Consider the following 23743-nt stretch of genomic DNA (forward strand, 5'->3'; position numbering starts at 1 on the left):
ATTGTCATCATAGCGATTTAACTCTTTTTAGTCAATATAATAGCTAACGACACAAACGAAAAAAGGTTGAAGACATCAACATCTTCAACCTTTTGATCACTAAAATCAAGAAAATTTAACGTTTAGCTAATTTTTTGGTTTTCATCTTCCGTAAACGAATAGACTCTGGTGTAACCTCTACTAACTCATCCGAACCAATATATTCTAAGGCCCTTTCCAAACTCATTTCTTCAGGGGCCTGGAGTTGAACTAATTCCTCTCCACTAGCTGCGCGATGGTTAGTTAACTGTTTCGTCTTACACACATTTAATTCTAAGTCTTGGGAACGGTTATGTTCACCAATAATCATCCCTTTGTAAACTTTAGTTCCGGGAGTAATAAAGAAAACACCACGATCTTCTGCGTTTTTCATAGCGTAGAAAGTAGATGTCCCTTCCTCAAAGGCAATAATCACCCCATTGTAACGGGTTTCCAACTCACCAGATAAGGAACGATATTCCAAGAAACTATGGTTCATGATCCCTTCACCCCGTGTAATACGGATAAAGTCACCACGGAACCCCAGTAAACCCCTGGCCGGGACAACAAACTCTAACTGAGTCCGTCCATTAACCCCGGTTTGCATATCCTGCATTTCCCCTTTTCGTTGGCCTAAACGTTCTATGCAAGATCCAACTGCTTCTTCGGGAACGTCTAATACTAAGTATTCAAAAGGTTCATAGGGTTGGCCATTAACCTCACGATAAATAACTTGAGGTTGGGCCACCTGAAACTCGTACCCTTCCCGACGCATGGTTTCGATTAAAATACCTAAATGGAGTTCACCCCGACCGGAAACGGAAAACTGATCCGGGGACTCTCCTGGTTCAACCCTTAACGCAACGTTGGTTTCTAACTCACGCATCAGGCGATCGCGTATTTGTCGGGAGGTGACAAACTTACCTTCTTGACCGGCAAAAGGAGAGTCGTTAACGGAGAAGGTCATCTGTAATGTAGGTTCATCTACCTTAATCAAAGGTAACGCTTGGGGTTCATCGGGACAAGTTAAAGTCTCTCCGATGTTAGCATCAGCAAACCCGGCTACAGCGACGATATTCCCTGCGCTAGACTCTTCTAATTCTACCCGTTGCAGTCCTTCAAAACCTAATAATTTACTGATTTTTCCTCGGACAATTTTACCATCTTCTTTCATCAAAGCTGCTTGTTGTCCTGCTTTGAGGGTTCCGTTATGGATACGACCGATAATAATACGGCCCAAATATTCGGAATAATCTAAGGTGGTTACTTGTAGTTGTAGGGGTTTGCTTACGTCGCCGGCTGGTGGGGGAACATGGTGTAAAATGGCTTCAAATAGAGGTTTCATGTCTTCTGACTCATCCTCTAAGTTGTCCTTAGCAAACCCCGATAAACCGGAAGCATATAAGGTGGTAAAGTCGCATTGATCGTCATCGGCCCCTAGTTCTATAAAGAGGTCAAACACTTTATCTACTGCTTGATCTGGTTCAGCTTGAGGGCGATCGATTTTATTAACAACAACGATGGGACGTAAACCTTTTTCTAAAGCTTTTTTGAGAACAAAACGGGTTTGTGGCATGGGGCCTTCGTTAGCATCTACAATCAAGATGCAACCATCCACCATCCCTAATACTCGTTCTACTTCTCCCCCAAAGTCCGCGTGTCCAGGGGTATCAACGATGTTAATCAGGGTGTCATTGTAGCGAACTGCTGTATTTTTGGAGAGGATAGTAATACCCCGTTCCCGTTCGAGGGTATTGGAGTCCATCACACAGTCTGGAATCTCTTCCCCTTCACGAAAGATACCGGACTGTTTGAGAAGGGAGTCAACCAGGGTGGTTTTACCGTGATCGACGTGGGCGATAATAGCAACGTTACGAATGGGAAGAGACATAGGTTACGGTGATGAGAAGGATATAGTTACATTACTACAGATTTCTTCACAATTCTAACTTAGTTTTGGCAAGGTTTGATAAAAAAATTATAAATAAGAGAAAAATTGTGTAAAAAAGTTAAAGATTATTTTTGGATCGAGAAATATTTAGATACAATCCCTGTGACCAAACATTGAACATTGAACATTGAACATTGAACATCTTTCATTTTGGTTTCAAGCCTCTCCCTTTAGGGAGAAAGAAGTTTGGGAGAGGTTTCAAGCCTACTTCCAAACGAATGATAAATGTTAAATGTTAAATGTTAAATGAAATGACGGAAAATTAAGTTAGGGAAAATCTACAACAATATGAACATAATTAAGTCAATTCAAAGTACAGTTTTCGTGTCTTTGCTTAGTTTAACAGGACTGAATTTAATAGCGGAAAAAGTAAAAGCAACGGCTTTATTTGTGGGAAGTTTTGATACTAATTCTGTGTTAAGTTATGATGCTGAAACAGGGGATTTTATTCGTTCTTTTATTAATTCAGGAAGTGGTGGTTTAAATGGGCCTGTGGCTTTAACTTTTGGTCCTGATGATAATTTTTATGTTATTAGTTTGTTAACTAATAGTGTCCTTCGTTATGATGGCAGAAGTGGCAGATTTATTGATGAGTTTGTTACGTCAGGAAGTGGTGGTTTAGATACACCCCAAGACTTAACCTTTGGACCCGATGGCAATCTTTATGTTAGTAGTACCGCTACCGATAGTATTTTACGTTTTGATGGGGTTACAGGCAATTTTATTGATGAATTTGTACCTTCTGGTAGTGGTGGTGCAAATCCTCCATTCGGCTTAAGATTTGGCCCGGATGATAATTTATATTTTAGTAGTACCTTGACTAATGAGGTTTTACTTTTTGATGTAGGAACAGAAACAACCTCTACCTTTGCAACAGGAACACCTGGAGATTTTCCTGGTGGGATAACTTTTGGACTGGATGGTAATCTCTATGTTGCTAATTTTGGAGCAGACAATATTAACCGTTATGATGGGACAACTGGGGCGTTAATTGATGTATTTGTTGATAATAGTAATGGATTGTTAGATGGTGGTCCTGTACAACCTATTTTTGGACCGGATGGCAATCTTTATATTAGTAGTCGAGATGATAATCGTGTGGTGCGTTACGATGGAATAACAGGGGATTTTATTGATGAATTTGTTCCTTCGGGAAGTAATGGTTTAAGTACAGCCGGTTGGTTAGCTTTTGGGGAGACACCTTTACCTGTTCCTGAGTCTTCTTCTAGTTTAGGACTATTAGCATTTATGGGTATTTTAGGAGGAATGAAATTGATTGAATTAAAGAACAAAAAACAATAAATAGTAGGGTGGGCAAATTAGATATTTATTTAAACTTATTTTTGTTTCTCAAATATTTGTCCACCTAAATTTTGTTTTAATATCTATGTTTTATTCTTATTTAATTATATGATAAAAAGTTTTAAATGTAAGGATACAGAAAGGCTTTATAATCGCATTTTCGTCAGAAAATTCTCAGGTTTTGAAAGATCAGCTTTAAAGAGATTACGTATTCTTGATAATGCTGATAGTTTACTAGCATTGGCAGGACTTCCTAGTAATCGACTAGAATCTTTAAAAGCAGATAGAATAGGACAATATAGTATTCGTATTAATGATCAATGGCGTATTTGTTTTGAATAGGATAATAACTCCTATAATGTAGAAATTTTTGATTATCATTAGGAGAAAAATTATGACTCATTGGACAGAACCGATTCACCCTCGTGAAATTCTAGCTGATGAACTTGAAGAAATTGGATTAAATATATATGAAACTGCTGAAAAAATTGATGTTTCGGAAGAACAATTAAAGTTAATTATTGAAGGTAAATCTAGCCTTAATGCAGAAGTTGCTTTAAGATTAGGAAAATTCTTTAATACGGGGGCTAATTTTTGGATGAATTTACAACAAGCTTATGATTTAGAAATAGCAGAAGTACAACTAGGAGATAAATTAAATATGATTACTCCTTATGAAAAAATCAAATAAAATAGATATATGAAACCTAGATTTAAACAAATTATCATAACTATAAGCATTTTTTTTATGCTTTGTTTTGGTTCATTATGGTATGTTTTGTATAAGTTTGAGCCTCATTTTTTGAATTTGGATGACGGACCCTATTATTCAGAAGAGTATGGAGGAGATATTGAATTATTAACCTTAGAGTCTCAAATTAAATTATCTCGTTTAGGAATCCCTACTTATATTCTTGAATCATACTTATTAACCCCGACTGAAAGTGTTATTGTTCTTAAAAATACTCAAGGTGAAATTATCTGGCAAAAAATTCCCATTAAGTTTGATGTTGGGAAAAAGAGACTTTTGGGGACGGTACAATTAAGACAGAGATTTACTCATTTAAGGTTAGACGGAGGTTGGGAGGTTGATATTAAACCCAGTTATCAAGAAAGTGGTATATTATATATTAGTCCTTGGGGAGAGTTTCGTTTCTTCTATCATAGTTGGTAAGTTATTATACTGTTTAGTTTGTACAATGATTATTAGAGGTAAAATTTATTATGAAACTACTTAAAGTCTCTGTTCCTAATTTTCGTAATCTTAAAAATGTTGAGTTAACCTTTGAACCCAGTTTAAAACCTGCTGTTTTTCCTATTGGTAGCGATAATGGTGGTGGAAAAAGTACCTTATTACAGTTGATTTTTGTGTTGCTTACTTGTTCGCTGGATGAGGCAAAATTTCAGTATTTGGAGAACTTTATTATTGCATCAAATTTTGCTAAGTATTTTCAAAATAATGAAGCAACAGAATCTACAATTGCATCTGTAGAATTTTTATATAATCAAAAAAATATAAAAGTTGATTTTGATATAATTTCAGATATTGAAATGAAGAGTTCTTATAAAGATATTGATGAATATTTAAAAATACTAAACTTGAATAAAGATTTACAAAAAAAATTAACGGTTTTAGAAACACAACATACAGAATATTATACTGAATGGGAATTTATACAAAAATCTAATTTTATTGATCAGATGTATGAGGATGTAATAGAAGAGGTGGAACAAGAAACAAGTTACTATAAAACAAGAAAAGAAGAATTAAAAAACAAAATTTATAATCTAAATTCTCAACTTACAAGCTTAGAAAAAAATAAACAAAAACAAGGTATCATTTCTTGTAATGTTATGCAAAATAATCGCTCTTTATTATTAATTAGTAAAACCAATATGGACGATTATGATGTAGCAAAAAAACTATTAGAATATGTTAGTAATCATATATATCTAGCAACTCCTTCAACTCAACCTTATTTATTTATGGATAAGGAATCTAGACAAGACTTATTAAAAGATTTTGATAAATACCAACAGAACATTACTAAACTGAGAAAAAACTTATCTAATATTTATGTTCATAATCAATTAGCAGTAACAGAAATATTACACGCATTTAAACAAGCAGTTAATAATGATTTTAAAACAGCTATTAGTCAAAATAATTTAGAATACGGTACAGCGTTAAAAGAATTAGTAGAAGATTTTCATGACTTTTTAGGTAATGATAAATATATATTTCCTTCATCAGATATGACTTCTATTATTGTCCGTCGTAAAATCTCAGATAATGAATTTATAGAACTAGAACCCGAAGAGTTAAGTCATGGAGAATTAAAAAGATTAGGGTTGTATGCTTGGATAAAATATAATAATATCAATGATTCTATTATTCTCATTGATGAAATTGAAAATGGTTTACATCCCGATTGGCAATATAATATAGTGAATGAGTTAGTAGACTGGGGAGATAATCAATATTTATTAGCGACACATTCCTTCTATTTGTGTGAAGCATTAACCCCTGGTCATGTTAAAATTATCAAACCAAAATTATCAAATCCATAGTCTGAAAAATAAGTAGTATCATGAGTGAAATTGAAAAAACTGATAACGATTTTTGTAGTAAAATATTGAAGTATCCAAGAATTATAGATAGCCTTGTTATTCTGTGTGAGGGAATAAGAGGGTACTTAGATATTCATTCTCCTGAACAAATTGGTGAGTTGGAATATTTACCTGATGCTAATTTCTGGAGACAAACAATTCCTTATAATTCTTGGGACAAGAGGAGACCTATTTTTATCCCTTGTGGTTCCCGTTCAGATATTCTGAGAATTTATCCTAAATTAATTGATTTACATCATAATAATCCTAGTGATTCTTATTTATCTCCAGATAAACTATTTATTCTCATTGACTTAGATATTCAGTGTCAGGATATAAGCAATATTTGTCCTTATTATCAAACAACGGAAGAACTTTATCATGCTATTTATGAAAATAATACTATTGATACAAACATAATTGATCAATCAAAAATTATTATTACTGGATGGATACATAAAGAAGCATATTTTTTAGAACCAGACTTACAATACTATTTACAAAATGAATTATACTCCACTAAAATTACATATAAAAATAATCCTTTATCCTTAGACTCTATTTATCAAGACATGATTCAAGATATAAATAATAATGCAGATATTAATAAAAATTTAGATAATGTTCTCCAACGAATAGAAAAGTTTTTATCTATTTCTATTCCCGATAAAAACAGTCTTATTAATGAATGTGAAAAATTACATCAAAATTCAACAATAACCCCTCAAGAAAAAAGAAAACTCATAGAAGTTATTCTAAAAATTGTCAAAGCTAAACCCTATTGGGAAGATGAAATTATAATTGAAGACGACTATCTTCCTGAAAATAAAGCTGAGGATAATGTTCTTTTAGCAATAGCTAGATTTTATGCAAAATCTTGTAACTTTTCCACTCAATCTAATTCAACCGTGTATCATATACCTCAATGGGTCAATTTTCTTTATAAAAAACAAAAAGAATTAAATCGATAAACTTTCATCTTCAGGAAAAATCTAAATGAGTTTTGATAACGTTTGTAAATACTTAGCAGAAAAATATCCATCTAACTTTGTCCAATGGTTATTAAATATTGAACCCGTTAAGATAAGAATATTAAAAACAGAACTTAATGTTGACCCCATTCGTGCTGATTCTGTTTTATTCTTATTATTGTTGAAATGGATAAAAAAGCTATAATCCTCTTCCCTTTTGCCTTTTGCTTTTTTCCTTTTGCCTTATAAAAAGCATTTTAAATGCTTTTTAGCTTATCCCTTTGCTCCCTTAACTAACAGTAAAAATCCTAACACTTTACTACAACAAATTTCTGCTAAAATAAACAACCTAGAAGATATTGAACAGCGTCAAATCTTAGGAAGTTGTACCAGTATTTTAGCCGGTTTACGATTTGATAAAATATTAGTTAACTCACTATTTCAGGAGGACATTATGAAAGGTTCTGTTATTTACCAAGATATCCTAGAAAAAGGAGAAAGAAAAGGAGAAATAAAAGAAGGATTAAAATTAGTAATGTTACAACTTAATCAAAGATTTCCAAATTTAGAAGAAAGGTTAACCAATAAAATTCAAACCCTTTCTTTAAACGATATCGAAGATTTAGCTATGTCTTTACTGGAATTTAAAGATATTAATGATTTAGATGCTTGGTTAGGTTATCCTGAATTGTAAAGAAACAAAAAACAGCTTGCATTTTTTACAACTTTATGGTAAGAAAGGGGGAGACTAAAATAAAAATAAATCTCCCCAAAACTCATTACTTAAACAGCAACAGGTTTAGCTAGATAACCCATTTCTTCCAGTTTCTGCCAAACTTTGTTAACACTTTCCTCTAAAGTTTCGAGGTCGGTGCGACATTCAATTTCAGGGTTTAAAGGAGGTTCGTAAGGATCATCAATTCCAGTGAAAGATTTAATTTCACCAGCGCGGGCCCGTTTATATAATCCCTTAACATCTCGATCTTCACAAACATTTAAAGGCGCATTAACGAAAACTTCCACAAAGTCTCCAATTTTAGCTTTAACTTCTTCACGAATCTCACGATAGGGAGAAATAGCAGAAACTAAAACAATCACACCGTTACGGGTAAGTAAGTGAGACACAAAACCAATACGGCGAATATTGGTGTCACGGTCCTCTTTAGAGAAACCTAACCCCTTAGTTAAATTCGTTCTAACAATATCCCCATCTAATACTTCTAGAGGATAACCTGCTTCTCTTAATTTCTTTTCTAAAGCTTGGGTAATGGTGGTTTTGCCCGCACCACTTAATCCTGTAAACCAAACTGTTACGCCCCTTTGTTCCATGTTATTTTTATAGTGTTGTTAATGGTCGTCAAGAATAACTGTGACATACCCACGTATTTCGCTACGCTTCATACGGGGCTTCCTCTTTCAACGGGATCTGCCTCCACAAAACAAGTTTTGTTTTGGTCTTACGTTCCCTCCGCAGGTTTTACTCACAAAAGTGGTACTAACTGTCGTACAGTGTTTACTGTACCGAGGCAGACTCCCTGTGTCCCAAGGAGTATAAATTGTTCTTCGACAAATCACTGTTTGGACTTACGCTATTGCTGCCGACTTTTTGATTCTTCAGTAATTTCTCTTCCCGATCTGACAATGTTTCTGCGCCGAAAGTATTGCTACTTTGCTTTGATGTTAGGCTGTCTGTCAATCCAAAGTTCGGGTGGGTCGCAACCAATGGATACTATATCACAAAAGTGCTGGCTTGGCTATCATCCCTCGATTTTCGTTCCTCAAGCAAGACCTGCTCTTGCTCAATCGGGGATTTCTCGCCAAGAATTGGTTAAAACCTTTGTGCTTTGATTACAATAGGCTGACTTTTCTGGACAAATATGCGATCGCCAATAATAAAAGTCTTAGAATGCTTAGATGCCAACACTTTCTAAAGCAAGTTTGAGATTTTTCCTGACAGAGTTAGCAGAAATATGGAGTGCTTCTGTTTCCTCAGATGTTAATTTTACTTCTAATATTTTCTGAACGCCACGACAACCCAAAAAGGAAGGAACCCCGAGATAAATATCATTTAATCCATATTCCCCTTGTAAATAAGCCGCAGTTGGCAATAAACGAGACTGATCCCTGATTATGGTTTCCACCATAACATAAGCAGCAGAAGCCGGCGCATAATAAGCCCCTCCGGTTTTCAATAATTTAACAACCTCTGCCCCTCCTTTACGGGTTCTTTCTATTAAGCGATCGATGGTTTGGGAGTCTAATAACTCGGTAATAGGAATGCCGTTGACGGTACAATAACGGGCTAAAGGCACCATTAAATCACCGTGACCACCCAATACCATGGCCGTCACATTGGCAGTAGAAATGCCCAACTCCATAGCTATAAACGTTTGCAGACGTGAAGAGTCCAAGACACCAGCCATTCCCATCACCCGTTGTGGTGGTAAACCAGTCACTTGTCGGGTTAAATAGGTCATCACATCGAGGGGGTTGGTAATGACGATGAAAATTGCATTGGGAGAGTATTTAAAGGCTTTTTCAGCCACGTCAGCCACAATTTTTGCATTAATCGCCAAAAGGTCATCTCGACTGATACCAGGGGTTCTTGCTCGGCCTGCGGTAATAACCACTAAATCGGCGTTAGCTGTGTCTTCGTAGTTGTTTGTCCCCACCACTTCACAGTTGTGATATTCTAACCCTTGAGCCTCCATCAAATCGAGGGCAACTCCTTGGGGAAGTCCCTCTATTACATCCAAGAGGACAACATCAGCTAAGTCCTTTTCAACGATGCGTTGGGCTAAAGTTCGCCCCACATTACCGGCACCGATGATAGCCACACGGAGAGATTGACAGTGGATAAGGGGGTCGTAAGGGACAGTCATAACTTTTAAGGTTTAGTCTATGAGTTCGAGTTGATCGAGGCGTAACCAAACACTGGGAGTGGGAACATAAAATCGAATTAGGGCGTATTCATCGTTCAAATCCAGAATTTCTCCTTTGCTTTCAAAGAGATAACTGGGAAAACGCTGATCACTGGCTTTAGCTTCTACACTATTTTCAAGTTTTTCTTTGATGACACTCACTAATGCGCCTTTTTTAAGTTTAGCTGGCATATATGATTCCTTTACTCTCAATTTTTAGGGCTTGCTTTTTATTTTATCACAAGCTCTAGTTATACAGTCTAGAAGACTGTGTTACGATTCACGCCTGAAAATGCTATATTGGGGCGTGGATAGTAATTATGTTAAATTTAGTCGGAAAAATTACAAGTTAATTATGATTAGTGTTATTACTCCTGTTTACAATGGAGAGTCTTTTATTGAGTCTTGTATTAAGGTTGTCATCGAGCAAAATTGTTCTGATGTTGAACATATTATTGTTGATGGTGGTTCGCAAGATGGTACAGTTACTATTATCAAACAGTATGCTGAAAAATATCCTCATATTCGCTGGATTTCTGAAGCTGACCGAGGTCAATCTGATGCTATGAACAAAGGTATTAAAATGGCCAAAGGAGAAGTTATTGGATTTTTAAATGTTGACGACTATTATGAGCCTAATGTTCTTAATAAAATAGAAAAAGTTTTTAATAATTTCCCCGAACCGACTTTATTAGTGGGTAATTGTAATATTTGGGATAATCAAGAAAATCTCAAAGGAGTGAATAAACCCTCAAAACTTCATATTACTGATTTATTATTAGGATGGACTTTTACTCAACCTCCTGTTAATCCCTCTGCTTATTTTTATCATAAATCTCTTCATGAGAAAATTGGTTTGTATGATCTAGAGGAAAACTATGCAATGGATATTGATTTTTTATTGAGGGCTGTTCAAGCTGCTAAAGTTAAATATGTAGATGAAATTTGGGGAAACTTTAGATATTTGGAAGGAACAAAAAGTGTTGAAGATGCTAAGAGTGGTCAAGGAGAAAAACGTTATCGAAAACTCTTACAGAATTATCGAAAAAAATTACCATTTCTTTTACAATTGTATATGTTAGTTTTGGTGAGAGTGACATATTTTTACCGTCATCCTCAAGACATCATTCCTTCTCTCAAACAAAAAATGCAATCAATTTTTTCTCATTAAATACATAAAATTACTTAAGGAGTAGACAAATAATCTTGCTAAACCCCGATATTTATTGCTAATAGTTAAGATGAAATTACTAATAATTTTTCCGTCAGAGATCCGAAGTGGTGCAGAAGAATATGCACTAACTATTGGTAAAGCGGCCATAAACCAAGGTTGGGAAGTCAATGCTGCTTTTCCACAAACTGAAAAAACAACCTCTTTAATTAAAGATTTTCAAGAGATAGGAATTACATATCATCCTTTAGATATTGCTCCTGTAGCCGGGAAAAGACTTAAACTATTTAGAGAGCATATTCCCCATTGTTATAGAAGTTTCTCTTTGCTTAAAAAAGTAAACCCTGATGTGGTTCATCTTACTGTTCCCTGGCCTTTTTGGTGTTTTGATACTTTAGTAACTTGTGCTGTCTTAAATATTCCAACCGTGGTTGTCTTTCAATTATTCCCTGGTCATTACCATTACAGTAACCTAAGATTAAAGGCTTATCAATGGGCATATAATAGAAGGCAAAAATGGATTGCTATCTCAAATAATAATCGAGACTTTATCAGTGAGTCCTTTAAAATACCTAAAGAAGAATTCCCCGTGGTCTATAATGGAGCAAAAACCAGTTCTGAATTTCTCAATTACTCCCCAGAAGATACCCTCAATCTTCGTAATCAAGTTCGTCAAGAAATCGGAATTAATTATGATGATATCATCTTATTAACCGTAGGACGTTTACATTTCCACAAAGGATATCAAGACTTAGTTAAAGTGATTTCACCCATTATTCAAGAATTCAATCATGCTAAGTTTGTCTGGGTAGGAGAAGGAGACAAGAGGGAATATTTGGTTGAACAAATCAACAAGCATAACCTTAATAATCATGTTATTTTATTGGGATATAGAAAAGATGTTCCTCGATTAATGAAAGCGTCAGATTTATTTGTTTTTCCTACTTATATCGAAGGAGGACAATCATTTGTAGTTAGTGAGGCTATGGCCTATAATTTACCTATTATCACCTCAGATGCTAGTGGTATACCCGAGATTCTTGACAATAAAATTCATGGTCTCCTTTTTGCCAAAGGAGATAAAGAGCAACTAAAACAAGCAATTTTTTGGGCATTAAAAAATCCTGAAGCAATGCAGGAAATGTCCAAAAATTCTGCATTGCGATTGCAAGACTTTTCTGAAGAAAAAATGACAGAAGAAACTCTTAAAATAATAAAAAATATTGCCTATACTACTAATTAAGAAAATCATGAAAAAGATTAATATCATTACTGTAGATAACAATGGTGGCTTAACAAGAGATGCCAAAATACTGAAAAAAGTTTTACAGGAATCAGGTTTTAAGGTTTCTGTTTTTGAAGTAGGAAAACCTACTATTGCTCATAAGTTACACCGAATCTATACCTATGGGGAACTTTTTTTTAGTGAGAAAATTACCAAGACTCCTCCCTATGATATTAACCTATTTTTGCAGGATATTATTCCCGCTTGGTTTGCTTATGCTAAGATTAACTGTTTAATTCCGAATCAAGAATGGTTTAGGGATGGTTGTTTGCAATTTCTTCCCAAATTAGATTATATTCTCTGTAAAACAAAATATGCTCAATCTATCTTTAACAAATTAGGATGTCGAACAGAATTTATCAGTTTTACCAGTTTTGATTGTTGGGATAAACATCAAGAAAAAAATTATAATCAGTTTTTTCATTTAGCAGGTAGTGGGTCTATTCAAAAAGGAACAAAAACCATTGTTGACCTTTGGAGTCGTCATCCTGAGTGGCCTCCCCTTATACTCAGACAAAACAAAAAATCTTTTCATGTTTCTGTCCCTAATATAGAGTATATTCATGACTTTTTAGATGATGAAACCCTCAGAAAATATCAAAATACATTGGGTATTCATTTATGTCCTTCAGAAGCAGAAGGGTTTGGTCATTATATTCTAGAAGCTATGAGTACCAAAGCTTTAACTTTAACCACAGATGCACCTCCTATGAATGAATTAATTACCCCAGAAAGAGGTTTATTAGTGGGTTATCACAACACAAAACCCCAAAGATTAGGAACTAATTATTATGTTGATCCCCAAAACTTAGAGGAGAAAATAGAAGAAGTTTTGGCTATGAGTCATCAACAACGCAAAGAACTGGCAGAAAATGCTAGAAATTGGTATTTAAAAAATGAGCAGTTTTTTCGGCAAAAACTTATTACTTTTCTTCAAGAATTAGACTAATATCAACTATTTTTATGATGCAACTGAACTTGTTTTAACTTATTTAACTCGACATTTTAGATAAAAAGATAAGGCCATTGACATCCTCCCCTTTATGGTTCAATTATCTTTGGGGAATTGATAAGTAATAGCTAATATTTTCTTGTATTATATTTGTATTTTTAATATAAAGTTTTTCTAGCCGTTTTCCAAAAAACAGTAACATAGATTACAAAATGACCAACAAACTGTTCAATACTACCACAGAATTATTACTAATTTTTTGCAATAAGTAACGAGACAATGGGGTTGACAGACCATACTACTTTTTTATATAATAATGACAGTGTTAGGTGTATGGGTGAAAAATATGTCTGCCTATAGAAGCTTTTTGGGTGGGTTAGATAGTGAATAGTGAACAGTGAACAGTGAACAGTTATTAGGTAATTTAGCTTAAGAATGAGTTTTAGTTATGGTAGTTAAGAATGTGGACAAACTTAAAGAATTATATGAAATTGACGATTATTTATGGATAGAAGAAACGGTTAAACTGTTGAAAGGGAAGCGGTTTGATGAGTTAGATTTAGAGAATTTAATTGAGGAGTTAGAAGACTTGGGTAGTGAGAAAAGGCATAAGGTAGAAAGTTTATTAGAACAAATTATCCGTCATTTTTTGCTCCTTGAATATTGGCACTATGAATATGACAGAAACTATCGACATTGGCAAGCAGAAATTGTTGGTTTTCGTACTCAACTTAATAGACGGATGACTACAAACTTTTATAATTATCTAGAGAAAAATTTAGCAAAAATCTATAGACAAGCACGTAAATATGTACAAGCTAAGTCAGGGTTAGATACCTTTCCCCAAGATTGTCCTTATAGCCTATCACAATTATTACATGAAGATTGGTTAATAACGAATTAAAATAAAATAAAAATAAGTCGAAATAAATTATGTTAGAACTAGAGAACTACAAACTCAAGGAATTATATGAAATTGACGATTATTTATGGATAGAAGAAACGGTTAAACTATTGAAAGGGAAGCGGTTTGATGAATTAGATTTAGAGAATTTAATTGAGGAGTTAGAGGACTTGGGTAGTGAGAAAAGGCATAAGGTAGAAAGTTTATTACAGCAAATAATTCGTCATTTATTATTATTAGAGTATTGGCATAATGAGCATGATAGAAATTACCGACATTGGCGGTCAGAGATTTTCAATTTTCGGGATCAGCTTAACGATCGCATGACCAGTAACTTCTATAATTATCTGGAGGAAAACTTAGCCAAAATTTATCGAAAAGCCCGTAAATATGTAGAAATAAAGTCCGGTTTAGATACATTTCCTGAAGACTGTCCTTATACATTACAACAACTATTAGATGAAGATTGGTGTCCTACTCCATAGGGTAAAACGAACTATTTTTATGATGTAACTGAACTTGTTTTAACTCAGTTAAATTAGAAGCACCGGCACAAAAAGTAGCAATTTTCAGGGTTTCCAATAAGATTGAGAACTTATCATAAACCGCTTCAGACTGATAGGTAGCAGCATCAAGAAAAGGTGCTGCACTACCAACCAACGTTGCTCCCAGGGCGATCGCTTTAGCAACATCGATCCCGCTACGAATACCCCCACTAGCAAACACAGGCAACTCTGGGACAGCCTTACGTACCTGCATCAACGACACGGCTGTAGGAATGCCCCAACCGGCGAAACAATGGGCTATCTGACGAAGATGGGGATCTCTTTGTCTGTATGCCTCGACCTCACTCCAACTGGTACCTCCAGCACCGGCAATATCGATGGCAGACATCCCACAGTCAGCTAAACGACTGGCTACTTTACCACTGATACCATTACCGACTTCTTTGGCGATGATGGGTACTTCTAATTGAGTAGCTAGCGTTGCGATCTTGCTATAGAGTCCTTTCCAGTTGCGATCGCCTTCTCCTTGGACAGCTTCTTGTAGGGGGTTGAGATGGAGGATCAAAGCATCGGCTTCGATCATATCTATGGCTTTTTTGGCTTCATCGATACCGTAACCATAATTAAGCTGTACTGCCCCTAAGTTAGCAAATAGTAAGATATCGGGTGCAACTCCCCGTACTTGATAACTTTTGCCTAAGTTTGGCTGTTCAATGCCTGCACGTTGGGAACCTACTCCCATAGCAATACCCAAAGTTTGTGCTGCTTCTGCTAAATTCAAGTTAATAACATGGGCTGAGTCTGTGCCGCCGGTCATGCTACTTATTAGTAAAGGGGCTTTTAGGGTTTTGCCCCAGAGTTGTAAACTGAGGTCAACTTCATCGAGATCCACATCAGGAAGGGCATCATGTTCGATGAAAAATTGCTCAAATCCTGTAGTGATGCCTTTACCTTTTACATCTTCCTCTAAAACAATATTGATATGATCCGCTTTTCTATTTTCGATTAGAGTAGGAGGAACAATGGGAGATTGATTAACAGAGGAAGACATGGGTTAAAGTAGGGTAGATCGGTTTTTTTATTTATTCTAGCAAAAAACTCATTGGGTAGATATCAAAAATGTTTAATGATTTAGAAGAATCCTTTCCTCAATATTGGACGGGAATTTTTTTGAGATTTTTGTCTATTTGTTTGGTTTATGGTGCCTTGGTACATTGTAGCAACATTTTAAGTTTAGGTGACGTTTCTTGGTTAGAAACACCTCTTCTGTGGCGAGTCATGGATATTATTTTATTAATTTTTGATGTGATTATTGCTATTAGTCTTTGGTTTCATTCTTTTTCTGGAATAATTACTTTTTTTTTTTGTATTATTCTCTTACAAATTATACCTTATACTCTATTTCGTCAGTATTTTATTACCAAACCAGAGGATATAGAAACTTTAAATGGTTTAGTTGGTACTGAAATAGTTTTGATGACAATGTTAATTATGTTAATTGTGGCTAAAAAATGAAGATTACTGACATTATTGATAAGTTACGTTCCCTCACACAAGTTAGTGTCCAAAATAATTGGTTAGGTAGTTCGGAAGAAATAGACATTAATGATTTTAGTTTTGATGATTTACAATTAATGACAGCTAACGAAAAAGGATATTTAACCTGGGAAGCAGGAAGTAAGGTTAAATGGTTGGTTCAAAAATTGGTTATTCCTGAACAATTAAATGGTTATCCTTTACAACAACTTTCTCTAAGATTATCTCTCGTTTGGTGGGCAGAAGTAGCAGAAATTTTTGTCAATGGTGAGTTGGTACAAGAGGGAGATTTATTTGACTCTTTAGCCAGAGTTTTATTAACTTCTTCTGCTGAGATTGGGCAAGAATTTTTAGTCTGTTTACGGTTAGTTAGTCCTGGCCATGATATTGGGGCATTAATGAAGTCTCAATTAATATATGAAAGTGATTATAAGAAAATCGATCCTGGTTTTGTAGCAGAAGAAATTGCTGTTTTATTTAACTATATATCGACTTTTTACCCTAAAAAATTAGATATTTTAGAAGAGACTGTTAATAATATTAACTTTAATTATGTTCATGATGTAAACAAGTTTAATGACGAACTAACGAAGATGAGAAGAGAATTACAACCTTTTAGTGATACCATCAAACAACGAAAATTTAATATTGTTGGCCATGCTCATTTAGATATGGCTTGGTTATGGACAGTAAAGGAAACTTGGGAAGTAGCAGAACGAACTTTTAGGTCAGTTATTAACTTACAAAAAGAATTTAGTTATCTTACATTTTGCCATACAACCCCTCTTCTTTATGAATGGATGGAAAAAAATCGTCCTGAGCTTTTTAAACAAATTAAAGCCTCATATAAAGCCGGTACATGGGAAATTTTAGGCGGAATGTGGGTAGAACCAGAGGTAAATTTAGTCTCAGGAGAATCCTTAGTCAGACAGCTTTTATATGGACAAAAATACATCAGAGAAAAATTTGGCACTATCACAGAAGTTTCTTGGCTACCCGACAGTTTTGGATTTTGTTTACAGCTACCACAAATTTTTAAACAAAGTGGCATTAACTATTTTGTTACAGGGAAACTACACTGGAACAATACAGTAGAATTTCCCTATGGTGCCTTTTGGTGGCAATCTCTTGATGGCACAAAATTATTAACCGTAATGTCTCCCCCAAATGTAGAAGGAGTAATGACAACCAATCCTATTCCTATGACTAATTATAGTGTGGAATGGGAACAACAAACTGGTTTACAAGAAATCTTATGGATACCAGGTGTTGGAGATCATGGAGGTGGTCCAACTCGTGACATGGTAGAAGTTAGTCAACGCTGGAAACATTCTCCCTTTTTTCCACAAGTTAATTTTACAACTGCTAAAAGTTATCTAGATAAGGTAAAAAATACTGTTGAAAATGGTTTAAAAATTCCTGTATGGGATGATGAACTATATTTAGATTTACATCGCGGTTGTTATACCACTCACGCAGACCAAAAATATTATAATCGTCGCAGTGAAGACTTATTATATCAAGCAGAGTTATGGTCATGTTTAGCGGCTATCATTGAAAATAAACCTCTGGATAATGAAGTCAAAAGTAACCTAGAATTAGCTTGGAAAAAAGTTTTATTGAATCAATTTCATGATATCTTACCAGGAACTGCTATTACCGATGTTTTTGTAGAAGCAAATGAAGACTGGGAAAAATCTCAAATCATAGGAAATAATGTCTTTAAATCTGCTTTAAAAAAAATCGTATCTTGGATTAAAATACCTTTTCTATATAAGCTTGAGGCAAAACCAATAATTATTTTTAATTCTCTCAACTGGGAGCGTTCGGAAATAGTAGAAATTGATAATATTGATGATAATTATGAAATTTATGACTTAGAAAGCAATAAAATAATTACTCAAGTTTCCCATGATAATAAGCTTCTATTTTTAGCAAAAAACATTCCTTCTCTTGGTTATCGTATTTTTTATCTAGTTCCCATAGATACCAAGAAAAAGAAAGAAAAAATATTGCTACAAAATGAAACTATTTTAGAGAATGAGTACCTGAAAGTAAAGATTAATGAGCAGACAGGAAACATTGACAGTATTTATGATAAAAACAATAATATAGAAATTTTAAAAGGAGAAGGTAATCAATTACAAAGCTTTCAAGATCAAGGACAATATTGGGATGCTTGGAATATTGACCCAAATTATAATACTTATCCATTAGCAAATACAAAATTAATATCTCTAGAAATATTAGAAGTAGGTCCCATTCAATGGAAAGTAAGAGTAACTAGAACATTAGGTAAATCAGACTTTACACAAGATTATATCTTGCAGAAAAATTCAGCAATTTTGCAAATAAAAAGCAAAGTAAATTGGGAAGAAAAATATGTCTTAGTTAAAGCAGCATTTCCACTTAATTTAACAGCAGAATATAGTAGTTATGAAATTCCCTTTGGGACTATTCAAAGGTCAAACTGTCCAGAAACACCATATGAAAAAGCAAAATGGGAAGTACCAGCTTTACGATGGGCAGATTTAACAGATAATAGTAAAAACTATGGAGTAAGCTTATTAAATGACTGTAAATATGGCTATGATAGTAAAAGCGATCGCCTCAGACTTACCCTATTAAAAAGTCCCCGATGGCCTGATCCCACTTGTGACATTGGAAAACACGAATTTACCTATGCTATCTATCCCCATAGAGGAAGTTGGCAAACAGCAAAAACAGTACAAAAAGCCCGTGAATTAAATATTCCTTTACAAATAATAATTTCTAATAATAAAAATAATAATCAAGGAAAATTACCTCCCGTATTTTCAGGATTAAAAGTAACACCAGATAACTTAATTATTTCAGCATTGAAACCAATAGAAGAGGGAAAAGATAACTATATTTTACGCTGTTATGAATGCGAAGGTAAACCTGATCTAATCGGAATAGAAAGTGATTTAAACCTAAAGTTAGGTCAGGCAAGAAACTTATTAGAAGAAATAACCAATGATGAGTATAAAATTAAACCTTGGAAAATTGTCACCTTTGACCTAAAAAAAGAATAGCGATCGCCACGAATAGCAGTTTTCAATTGAGTGTATTAATATTTTGTTTAGAGGACTGTGGAAACTATGGAAAGTGTTGATATTTTAATGTTTAATCTATAGGGTTTCTCTGACTCGTGAGGTACATCTTGATTTTATAGCGTTTCTCGGACTCATGAGGTACACCTAACTCCTGCCTCCTGCCCCCTGCCTCCTGCCTCAAAGAGATCACCTATGTACCTCACAAGTATGAGAAGTGCTATATTTCCTGTTTCCTGTTCCCTAATACTAAAAACTCCTGTACCTCATAAGTAAATAGAACTGTTATATACAAATAAAAACTTCTGTAAAATAAACAACAAATTAGTAAGATTTGTGTTATCATAAAAGTAGAAAAATTAGGAAAAAAACAGTGAATCTTCTAGTTGCTGTTGACTGTTCCGACTCAACTCAAAAAGTAGTTAACAAAGCCCAAGAAATAGCTAAAGCTTTGTCAGGCAAACTATGGGTTATCCATGTTGCCCAACCGGAACCCGATTTTGTGGGATATAATACAGGTCCCCAAACAGAGAGAGATTATGTTGCCAAAGTCTTGCATTCAGAACATTCTCAGATTCAAGAAATAGCCAAAAACTTGCGTAATGAAGGCATAGAAGCAAGCGCTTTATTAATACAAGGTTCAACCGTAGAGACAATTATTAAAGAAGCGAAAAAACTGCAAGTGGAGATGATTATCATCGGTTCTCATAGACATAACCTCATCTCCGAACTATTTTTAGGAAGTGTCAGTAAAGGAGTTATTTCTCAGTCCCAATGTCCAATTTTAATTGTCCCCACCCATTAACTTATTTCCCACTCAATTTAACAAGGCCAATACCACCAAAATATAATCCTAAAACTGCCCCAGCTAATAAAGATTGAGTCAAGGGATCAGTAGAAGGAGTTAATATTGCACCCAAAATAACCGACCCTAAAACAATAACACGCCATCCCTTCAACATCTGATTTGAAGAAACAATACCCAACTGTCCTAAAATTAATTGAATCACAGGAATTTGAAAAGCAATACCCGTACTAAACATTAACAATAAAACGAACTCAAAATAACGCTCAATGGACCAAGCTTGTTCAACAACATCCGATCCATAAGCAATAAAAAACCTTAAAGCAGCCGGAATTAAAGCCCAATAAGAAAAACCAATTCCTGCAAAAAATAGCACACTTGATCCCAAAATTACAGGACCCAATAAAAAACGTTCCCGACGAGTCAAACCTGGTAAAACAAACTGAATAACCTGATAAAGAATAAAAGGACTCGCCACCAATAAACCGCTATAACCAGCCACCTTAATTGACACAAAAAAGAACTCACCAGGGGCTAACTGTAAAAAATTGACCCCTTGCGCCGGAACCTCCAACCATCGGACCAAAGGTTTAACCACCAGGAAACAAGCAATCATACCCACTGCTACCGCAATCAAAGCATAAAAAATGCGCATCCGCAGTTCTTCGAGATGGTCAAACAAAGACATCTCAACCTCATCGGGTATTTCATCAAGATAGGCTTCTTTTTCAACATCGGTACGGGGTTCACTATTGGTTTGGGTCATAACTCGGCTACAGTGGGTTTAATCATTACCCATTGTAAGAAAAAATGTTCAGCTTCCGCGACTTCTAAGAGATTAAATCAAAAGAAATTACGCGATCGCGTCCTTCTTGTTTGGCTTTATATAAAGCCAAGTCAGCATTTTGTAGTAATTTTTTGGATTTTTTTCCATGATTTGGATAAGCAGAAACCCCGAGAGAAACTGTCACTAACCCTAAAGATTGATTCCCATATTGAATATACAAATTTCTAATACCCAATCTTAATTGTTCTGCCCTTTCTATAGCGTTTTCTAGGGAAGAATAAGGTAAAATAATAGTAAATTCTTCCCCTCCAAAACGACAAGCAATATCCGATTGACGAACACTTTTTTGTATAAAATTACCAATGGTTTTTAGTACAACATCCCCAGCATCGTGGCTAAAGGTATCATTAAATTTTTTAAAATGATCCACATCCAACATAATAATTGCTAATGGTTTATTTTCTCGCATCACTCGATGTAATTCTCGATCCATAGAAGCGTCTAAATAACGACGGTTAAATAGTCCTGTCAAGGGATCTCGAAAACTTTGATATTGTAGAGTTTCTCTCAGTTTTAAATTCGCTAAAGAAATAGCAATTTGTTTTGATGTTGCTTCTGCTAAACGCTTTTGAGCAAGGGAGATATTTTTCTTGGAATTGGAATATAAAGAAAGTAATCCTAATGTTTCCCCTTGCGCCATCATAGGAACACATAAAGTGTTACCCATAGACTCATTATGTTTAACATGATCACAATATAAATTAGGAGAATTACTTTTAACTAAATGAGAAATTCCTCGCCTTAAACCCCAACATTGTTGAGGTTTAATAAGATTATTCGTATTGGTATTATCTCCCCAGAGTGCCACTAATTCCAGTAAATTACGAGATGGTTTTAAGGTAAATACAGAACCAGAAAAATCAGGAAATATCGGTCTTAATAAATCTGATAAAGTTCTTTCTGCCTCAGAGATAGATAAGCAAGTTTGTAAAAAATCAGTCATTTCTCCTAATAAGATCATTTCTTGGGTGCGGTCTTCTAATTCTTTGACTCTTTCTGCTAACTGTTCATTAATTCTTTTAATATCTAATTCTGTTTTTTTTCTGTCTGTAATATCAGCAGCAACGGTTAAAATTTGTCGAGATTCCTGTTTTGCAGTACGGCTAAAAATCGTTTTCCTAATCTGAATCCAATGCCAGTTATTTTCACTATCTCGTAAACGACATTCTATTTCCAAATAACTATCATTTTTTAGCTTCAAACATCGCTGTCTAAATTTATCAATTTTAATTTTATCGTCTGGGTGAACTAAGCAGGAAAAAATATCAGACTTCATTTGTTTAATTTCTTCAATACTATAACCTAAAATTTCTGTAATAAATCGATTACAATAGACAGTATTATTGTCAATTAAATCATAAATATAAACAAGGTTTGGGGTCAGTTCAGCAATTCGTTGATTAAATTTTTGGTTGTCTCGTAAAATCTCTTCAATTTGTTTTCTTTCTTCTATTTTTCTTTCAAGGGCATAATTTGCTTTTTCTAATTCATCTGTCCTTTGCTTTACTTTATTTTCTAACTGTTCATTGAGTTGAATAACTATTTTTTCTGCCTTTTCTTTTTCTTTTATTTGAGATTTTAATTGTTGGTTTAAAACTTCTAATTCATCAGGAGAACGCAAGCTTAAAGTTTGAGGAATAATGGGTATTAAAGCAATAGTTGTATAAACAGAAACCATAGCTGTAAAGCTTTTAATAGCACCAGATAGCCAATAAATCGGGACCCAAAGGGTAATAATTGAAAAAATATGTGTTGTTCCACAGGATAAAGTAAATAGCCCAAATAGAATCAAAATTCCTCTAAAGGGAATTCCTTTATTCTGACGAATAAAATATAATAAAATAAGAGGTGTGAAAAAATAAGTAATAGCGATTAAACTATCAGAAATAATATGTAACCATAATAAAGATGGTTGCCATAAATAACAGTTTCCATGAGGAATATATTGATTATGAGAAGATAAATGATTAAGAAAATACTGCATTATTTTTAAGTTTTACTTAGGCATATTGATAACAAAAACTATATTTCAACCTTCTCTACTTATGATTAAGATTAGGTTAAAATAATTAAACGGATTAGGCCACTTTATACTATCAATTTAATTTTAACCCATTGTTAATTTTATAGTAATTGTTTCATGCTAACAATGTAGTAACATCTAGGAGAATTAGTTTATTTTTCTTAACTTAATCTTAACTAAAAAGCTGAATTAATGCTATAATCTATCAATTATTTTTTATTTATTGAAACCCTGTGATTAACTATTTAAAAGGCATTCCCATAGAAGTGATTAAGAATACCAATAATCGGATAATATTGGTTTTAGAAGTTAATCAGATTGGCTATGAATTGCAAATACCTTCAAAATTTGCCCGACATATTTCTCAAGAGAAATTAGAGATTATTTCAATTTTTACCCATTTACAAATCAAAGACGATCAGCAAATTTTATACGGTTTTTCTAGCACAGCAGAAAGAGACTTATTCCGCCAATTGATCAGTGTGAGTGGTATTGGCGCACAATCAGGAATTGCCTTAATCGATACATTAGGATTAGAAGAATTAGTACAAGCCATTGTCACAGGCAACATCAAAAAATTATATCAAACCCCAGGAGTCGGCAAAAAAACTGCCGAAAGAATTGCTTTAGAATTAAAAACTAAGCTATCACAATGGCGAAAACTCGTAGGAGTAACAGTAACTTCCTCTTCTGCTATGCCATCCTTGGATATTTTAGAAGATATTGAGATGACCTTGTTAGCTTTAGGGTATACTAATGAAGAGATAGACAAAGCTATTTCTACCTTAAGTCAAGATAATCTTATGCTCAAAAATACTAACACAGAAGAATGGATCAAAGAAGCGATCGCTTGGTTAAGTCAGTGAA

At 34.3% G+C, this 23743-nt stretch carries 23 protein-coding genes and 1 pseudogene; 17 read left to right on the forward strand and 7 right to left on the reverse strand.

Annotated features, from left to right (window positions below; all coding sequences use genetic code 11):
* Window positions 1–115: 115 nt before the first annotated feature.
* The gene (gene typA / locus QNJ66_RS07225) at window positions 116–1909 is read right to left on the reverse strand and encodes a translational GTPase TypA (RefSeq protein WP_300504585.1); all 1794 of its coding nucleotides are present in this window, start codon (window positions 1907–1909) and stop codon (window positions 116–118) included.
* 348 nt (window positions 1910–2257) lie between these two features.
* Here typA and QNJ66_RS07230 point away from each other — a divergent pair, with 348 nt between their 5' ends.
* The 8 genes from QNJ66_RS07230 (at window position 2258) to QNJ66_RS07265 (ending at window position 7546) form a co-directional block, all read left to right on the forward strand.
* Window positions 2258–3271 carry an NHL repeat-containing protein gene (locus QNJ66_RS07230; protein ID WP_300504588.1) on the forward strand — a complete coding sequence of 338 codons (1014 nt, stop codon included), beginning with the start codon at window positions 2258–2260 and terminating at the stop codon, window positions 3269–3271.
* A gap of 108 nt (window positions 3272–3379) precedes the next feature.
* Window positions 3380–3613, forward strand: coding sequence for a type II toxin-antitoxin system RelE/ParE family toxin (locus tag QNJ66_RS07235; protein ID WP_300504591.1), 234 nt, complete (start codon window positions 3380–3382; stop codon window positions 3611–3613).
* 52 nt (window positions 3614–3665) lie between these two features.
* Window positions 3666–3962, forward strand: coding sequence for a HigA family addiction module antitoxin (locus tag QNJ66_RS07240; protein ID WP_300504594.1), 297 nt, complete (start codon window positions 3666–3668; stop codon window positions 3960–3962).
* Between the two features lie 9 nt (window positions 3963–3971).
* Entirely contained in the window at window positions 3972–4445 is a 474-nt protein-coding gene (locus QNJ66_RS07245; RefSeq protein ID WP_300504597.1) for a hypothetical protein, read from the forward strand.
* Window positions 4446–4495: 50 nt separating this feature from the next.
* On the forward strand, window positions 4496–5842 hold the full coding sequence (locus QNJ66_RS07250; RefSeq protein ID WP_300504600.1) for an AAA family ATPase: 1347 nt from the start codon (window positions 4496–4498) through the stop codon (window positions 5840–5842).
* 20 nt (window positions 5843–5862) lie between these two features.
* Window positions 5863–6852 carry an ornithine acetyltransferase gene (locus QNJ66_RS07255; RefSeq protein ID WP_300504602.1) on the forward strand — a complete coding sequence of 330 codons (990 nt, stop codon included), beginning with the start codon at window positions 5863–5865 and terminating at the stop codon, window positions 6850–6852.
* Window positions 6853–6877: 25 nt separating this feature from the next.
* On the forward strand, window positions 6878–7057 hold the full coding sequence (locus tag QNJ66_RS07260; protein ID WP_300504605.1) for a hypothetical protein: 180 nt from the start codon (window positions 6878–6880) through the stop codon (window positions 7055–7057).
* A gap of 33 nt (window positions 7058–7090) precedes the next feature.
* Entirely contained in the window at window positions 7091–7546 is a 456-nt protein-coding gene (locus QNJ66_RS07265) for a DUF4351 domain-containing protein (RefSeq protein ID WP_300504608.1), read from the forward strand.
* 89 nt (window positions 7547–7635) lie between these two features.
* Here QNJ66_RS07265 and cysC read toward each other — a convergent pair.
* The 3 genes and pseudogenes from cysC to QNJ66_RS07280 all read right to left on the reverse strand — a co-directional run.
* Window positions 7636–8193, reverse strand: a pseudogene (cysC, locus tag QNJ66_RS07270) (adenylyl-sulfate kinase); the annotation flags it as partial.
* 569 nt (window positions 8194–8762) lie between these two features.
* Window positions 8763–9734 carry a malate dehydrogenase gene (gene mdh / locus QNJ66_RS07275; RefSeq protein ID WP_300504610.1) on the reverse strand — a complete coding sequence of 324 codons (972 nt, stop codon included), beginning with the start codon at window positions 9732–9734 and terminating at the stop codon, window positions 8763–8765.
* 12 nt (window positions 9735–9746) lie between these two features.
* On the reverse strand, window positions 9747–9965 hold the full coding sequence (locus QNJ66_RS07280) for an NAD(P)H-quinone oxidoreductase subunit O (RefSeq protein WP_300504612.1): 219 nt from the start codon (window positions 9963–9965) through the stop codon (window positions 9747–9749).
* Between the two features lie 163 nt (window positions 9966–10128).
* Here QNJ66_RS07280 and QNJ66_RS07285 point away from each other — a divergent pair, with 163 nt between their 5' ends.
* The 5 genes from QNJ66_RS07285 (at window position 10129) to QNJ66_RS07305 (ending at window position 14570) form a co-directional block, all read left to right on the forward strand.
* Window positions 10129–10944 (forward strand): glycosyltransferase family 2 protein, encoded by an 816-nt coding sequence (locus QNJ66_RS07285; RefSeq protein ID WP_300504614.1) that lies wholly within the window; start codon window positions 10129–10131, stop codon window positions 10942–10944.
* A gap of 70 nt (window positions 10945–11014) precedes the next feature.
* A complete protein-coding gene (locus tag QNJ66_RS07290) occupies window positions 11015–12187 on the forward strand; it encodes a glycosyltransferase family 4 protein (protein ID WP_300504617.1) in 1173 nt (390 codons plus the stop codon).
* Between the two features lie 7 nt (window positions 12188–12194).
* The gene (locus QNJ66_RS07295) at window positions 12195–13178 is read left to right on the forward strand and encodes a glycosyltransferase (protein ID WP_300504620.1); all 984 of its coding nucleotides are present in this window, start codon (window positions 12195–12197) and stop codon (window positions 13176–13178) included.
* A 451-nt stretch (window positions 13179–13629) separates the two neighbouring features.
* Entirely contained in the window at window positions 13630–14085 is a 456-nt protein-coding gene (locus tag QNJ66_RS07300) for a DUF29 domain-containing protein (RefSeq protein ID WP_300504622.1), read from the forward strand.
* 29 nt (window positions 14086–14114) lie between these two features.
* Window positions 14115–14570 carry a DUF29 domain-containing protein gene (locus tag QNJ66_RS07305; RefSeq protein WP_300504625.1) on the forward strand — a complete coding sequence of 152 codons (456 nt, stop codon included), beginning with the start codon at window positions 14115–14117 and terminating at the stop codon, window positions 14568–14570.
* Here the strand turns inward: QNJ66_RS07305 and fni are convergent.
* On the reverse strand, window positions 14560–15642 hold the full coding sequence (fni, locus tag QNJ66_RS07310) for a type 2 isopentenyl-diphosphate Delta-isomerase (RefSeq protein WP_300504628.1): 1083 nt from the start codon (window positions 15640–15642) through the stop codon (window positions 14560–14562). The genes QNJ66_RS07305 and fni overlap by 11 nt on opposite strands.
* A 68-nt stretch (window positions 15643–15710) precedes the next feature.
* On the opposite strand from fni, the gene QNJ66_RS07315 reads away from it, so the two are divergent.
* The 3 genes from QNJ66_RS07315 to QNJ66_RS07325 all read left to right on the forward strand — a co-directional run bounded on the left by QNJ66_RS07315 (window position 15711) and on the right by QNJ66_RS07325 (window position 20006).
* Entirely contained in the window at window positions 15711–16106 is a 396-nt protein-coding gene (locus QNJ66_RS07315; protein WP_300504631.1) for a hypothetical protein, read from the forward strand.
* The gene (locus tag QNJ66_RS07320) at window positions 16103–19183 is read left to right on the forward strand and encodes an alpha-mannosidase (protein WP_300504634.1); all 3081 of its coding nucleotides are present in this window, start codon (window positions 16103–16105) and stop codon (window positions 19181–19183) included. The genes QNJ66_RS07315 and QNJ66_RS07320 overlap by 4 nt, the downstream gene beginning before the upstream one ends.
* Window positions 19184–19574: 391 nt before the next feature.
* Window positions 19575–20006 carry a universal stress protein gene (locus tag QNJ66_RS07325; protein WP_300504635.1) on the forward strand — a complete coding sequence of 144 codons (432 nt, stop codon included), beginning with the start codon at window positions 19575–19577 and terminating at the stop codon, window positions 20004–20006.
* A 1-nt stretch (window position 20007) separates the two neighbouring features.
* On the opposite strand, the gene tatC is transcribed toward QNJ66_RS07325, so the two are convergent.
* A complete protein-coding gene (gene tatC / locus QNJ66_RS07330) occupies window positions 20008–20772 on the reverse strand; it encodes a twin-arginine translocase subunit TatC (RefSeq protein WP_300504638.1) in 765 nt (254 codons plus the stop codon).
* A 64-nt stretch (window positions 20773–20836) separates the two neighbouring features.
* On the reverse strand, window positions 20837–22837 hold the full coding sequence (locus QNJ66_RS07335; protein ID WP_300504640.1) for a diguanylate cyclase: 2001 nt from the start codon (window positions 22835–22837) through the stop codon (window positions 20837–20839).
* Between the two features lie 272 nt (window positions 22838–23109).
* Here QNJ66_RS07335 and ruvA point away from each other — a divergent pair, with 272 nt between their 5' ends.
* Window positions 23110–23742, forward strand: a complete 633-nt coding sequence (gene ruvA / locus QNJ66_RS07340; protein WP_300504643.1) for a Holliday junction branch migration protein RuvA — start codon at window positions 23110–23112, stop codon at window positions 23740–23742.
* Window position 23743 lies beyond the last annotated feature (1 nt).

The organism is Crocosphaera sp. (assembly GCF_030064895.1).
GTDB lineage: Bacteria > Cyanobacteriota > Cyanobacteriia > Cyanobacteriales > Microcystaceae > Crocosphaera.

Bases quoted from the DNA above. Each gene is read 5' to 3' on its own strand.
- QNJ66_RS07240 (WP_300504594.1), top strand. From the start codon at position 3,666: ATGACTCATTGGACAGAACCGATTCACCCTCGTGAAATTCTAGCTGAT.
- QNJ66_RS07230 (WP_300504588.1), top strand. From the start codon at position 2,258: ATGAACATAATTAAGTCAATTCAAAGTACAGTTTTCGTGTCTTTGCTT.
- QNJ66_RS07315 (WP_300504631.1), top strand. From the start codon at position 15,711: ATGTTTAATGATTTAGAAGAATCCTTTCCTCAATATTGGACGGGAATT.
- QNJ66_RS07335 (WP_300504640.1), bottom strand. From the start codon at position 22,837: ATGCAGTATTTTCTTAATCATTTATCTTCTCATAATCAATATATTCCT.
- QNJ66_RS07285 (WP_300504614.1), top strand. From the start codon at position 10,129: ATGATTAGTGTTATTACTCCTGTTTACAATGGAGAGTCTTTTATTGAG.
- QNJ66_RS07250 (WP_300504600.1), top strand. From the start codon at position 4,496: ATGAAACTACTTAAAGTCTCTGTTCCTAATTTTCGTAATCTTAAAAAT.
- QNJ66_RS07245 (WP_300504597.1), top strand. From the start codon at position 3,972: ATGAAACCTAGATTTAAACAAATTATCATAACTATAAGCATTTTTTTT.
- QNJ66_RS07300 (WP_300504622.1), top strand. From the start codon at position 13,630: ATGGTAGTTAAGAATGTGGACAAACTTAAAGAATTATATGAAATTGAC.
- QNJ66_RS07320 (WP_300504634.1), top strand. From the start codon at position 16,103: ATGAAGATTACTGACATTATTGATAAGTTACGTTCCCTCACACAAGTT.
- QNJ66_RS07260 (WP_300504605.1), top strand. From the start codon at position 6,878: ATGAGTTTTGATAACGTTTGTAAATACTTAGCAGAAAAATATCCATCT.
- tatC (WP_300504638.1), bottom strand. From the start codon at position 20,772: ATGACCCAAACCAATAGTGAACCCCGTACCGATGTTGAAAAAGAAGCC.
- QNJ66_RS07280 (WP_300504612.1), bottom strand. From the start codon at position 9,965: ATGCCAGCTAAACTTAAAAAAGGCGCATTAGTGAGTGTCATCAAAGAA.
- typA (WP_300504585.1), bottom strand. From the start codon at position 1,909: ATGTCTCTTCCCATTCGTAACGTTGCTATTATCGCCCACGTCGATCAC.
- QNJ66_RS07305 (WP_300504625.1), top strand. From the start codon at position 14,115: ATGTTAGAACTAGAGAACTACAAACTCAAGGAATTATATGAAATTGAC.
- QNJ66_RS07290 (WP_300504617.1), top strand. From the start codon at position 11,015: ATGAAATTACTAATAATTTTTCCGTCAGAGATCCGAAGTGGTGCAGAA.
- mdh (WP_300504610.1), bottom strand. From the start codon at position 9,734: ATGACTGTCCCTTACGACCCCCTTATCCACTGTCAATCTCTCCGTGTG.
- fni (WP_300504628.1), bottom strand. From the start codon at position 15,642: ATGTCTTCCTCTGTTAATCAATCTCCCATTGTTCCTCCTACTCTAATC.
- QNJ66_RS07235 (WP_300504591.1), top strand. From the start codon at position 3,380: ATGATAAAAAGTTTTAAATGTAAGGATACAGAAAGGCTTTATAATCGC.
- QNJ66_RS07295 (WP_300504620.1), top strand. From the start codon at position 12,195: ATGAAAAAGATTAATATCATTACTGTAGATAACAATGGTGGCTTAACA.
- QNJ66_RS07255 (WP_300504602.1), top strand. From the start codon at position 5,863: ATGAGTGAAATTGAAAAAACTGATAACGATTTTTGTAGTAAAATATTG.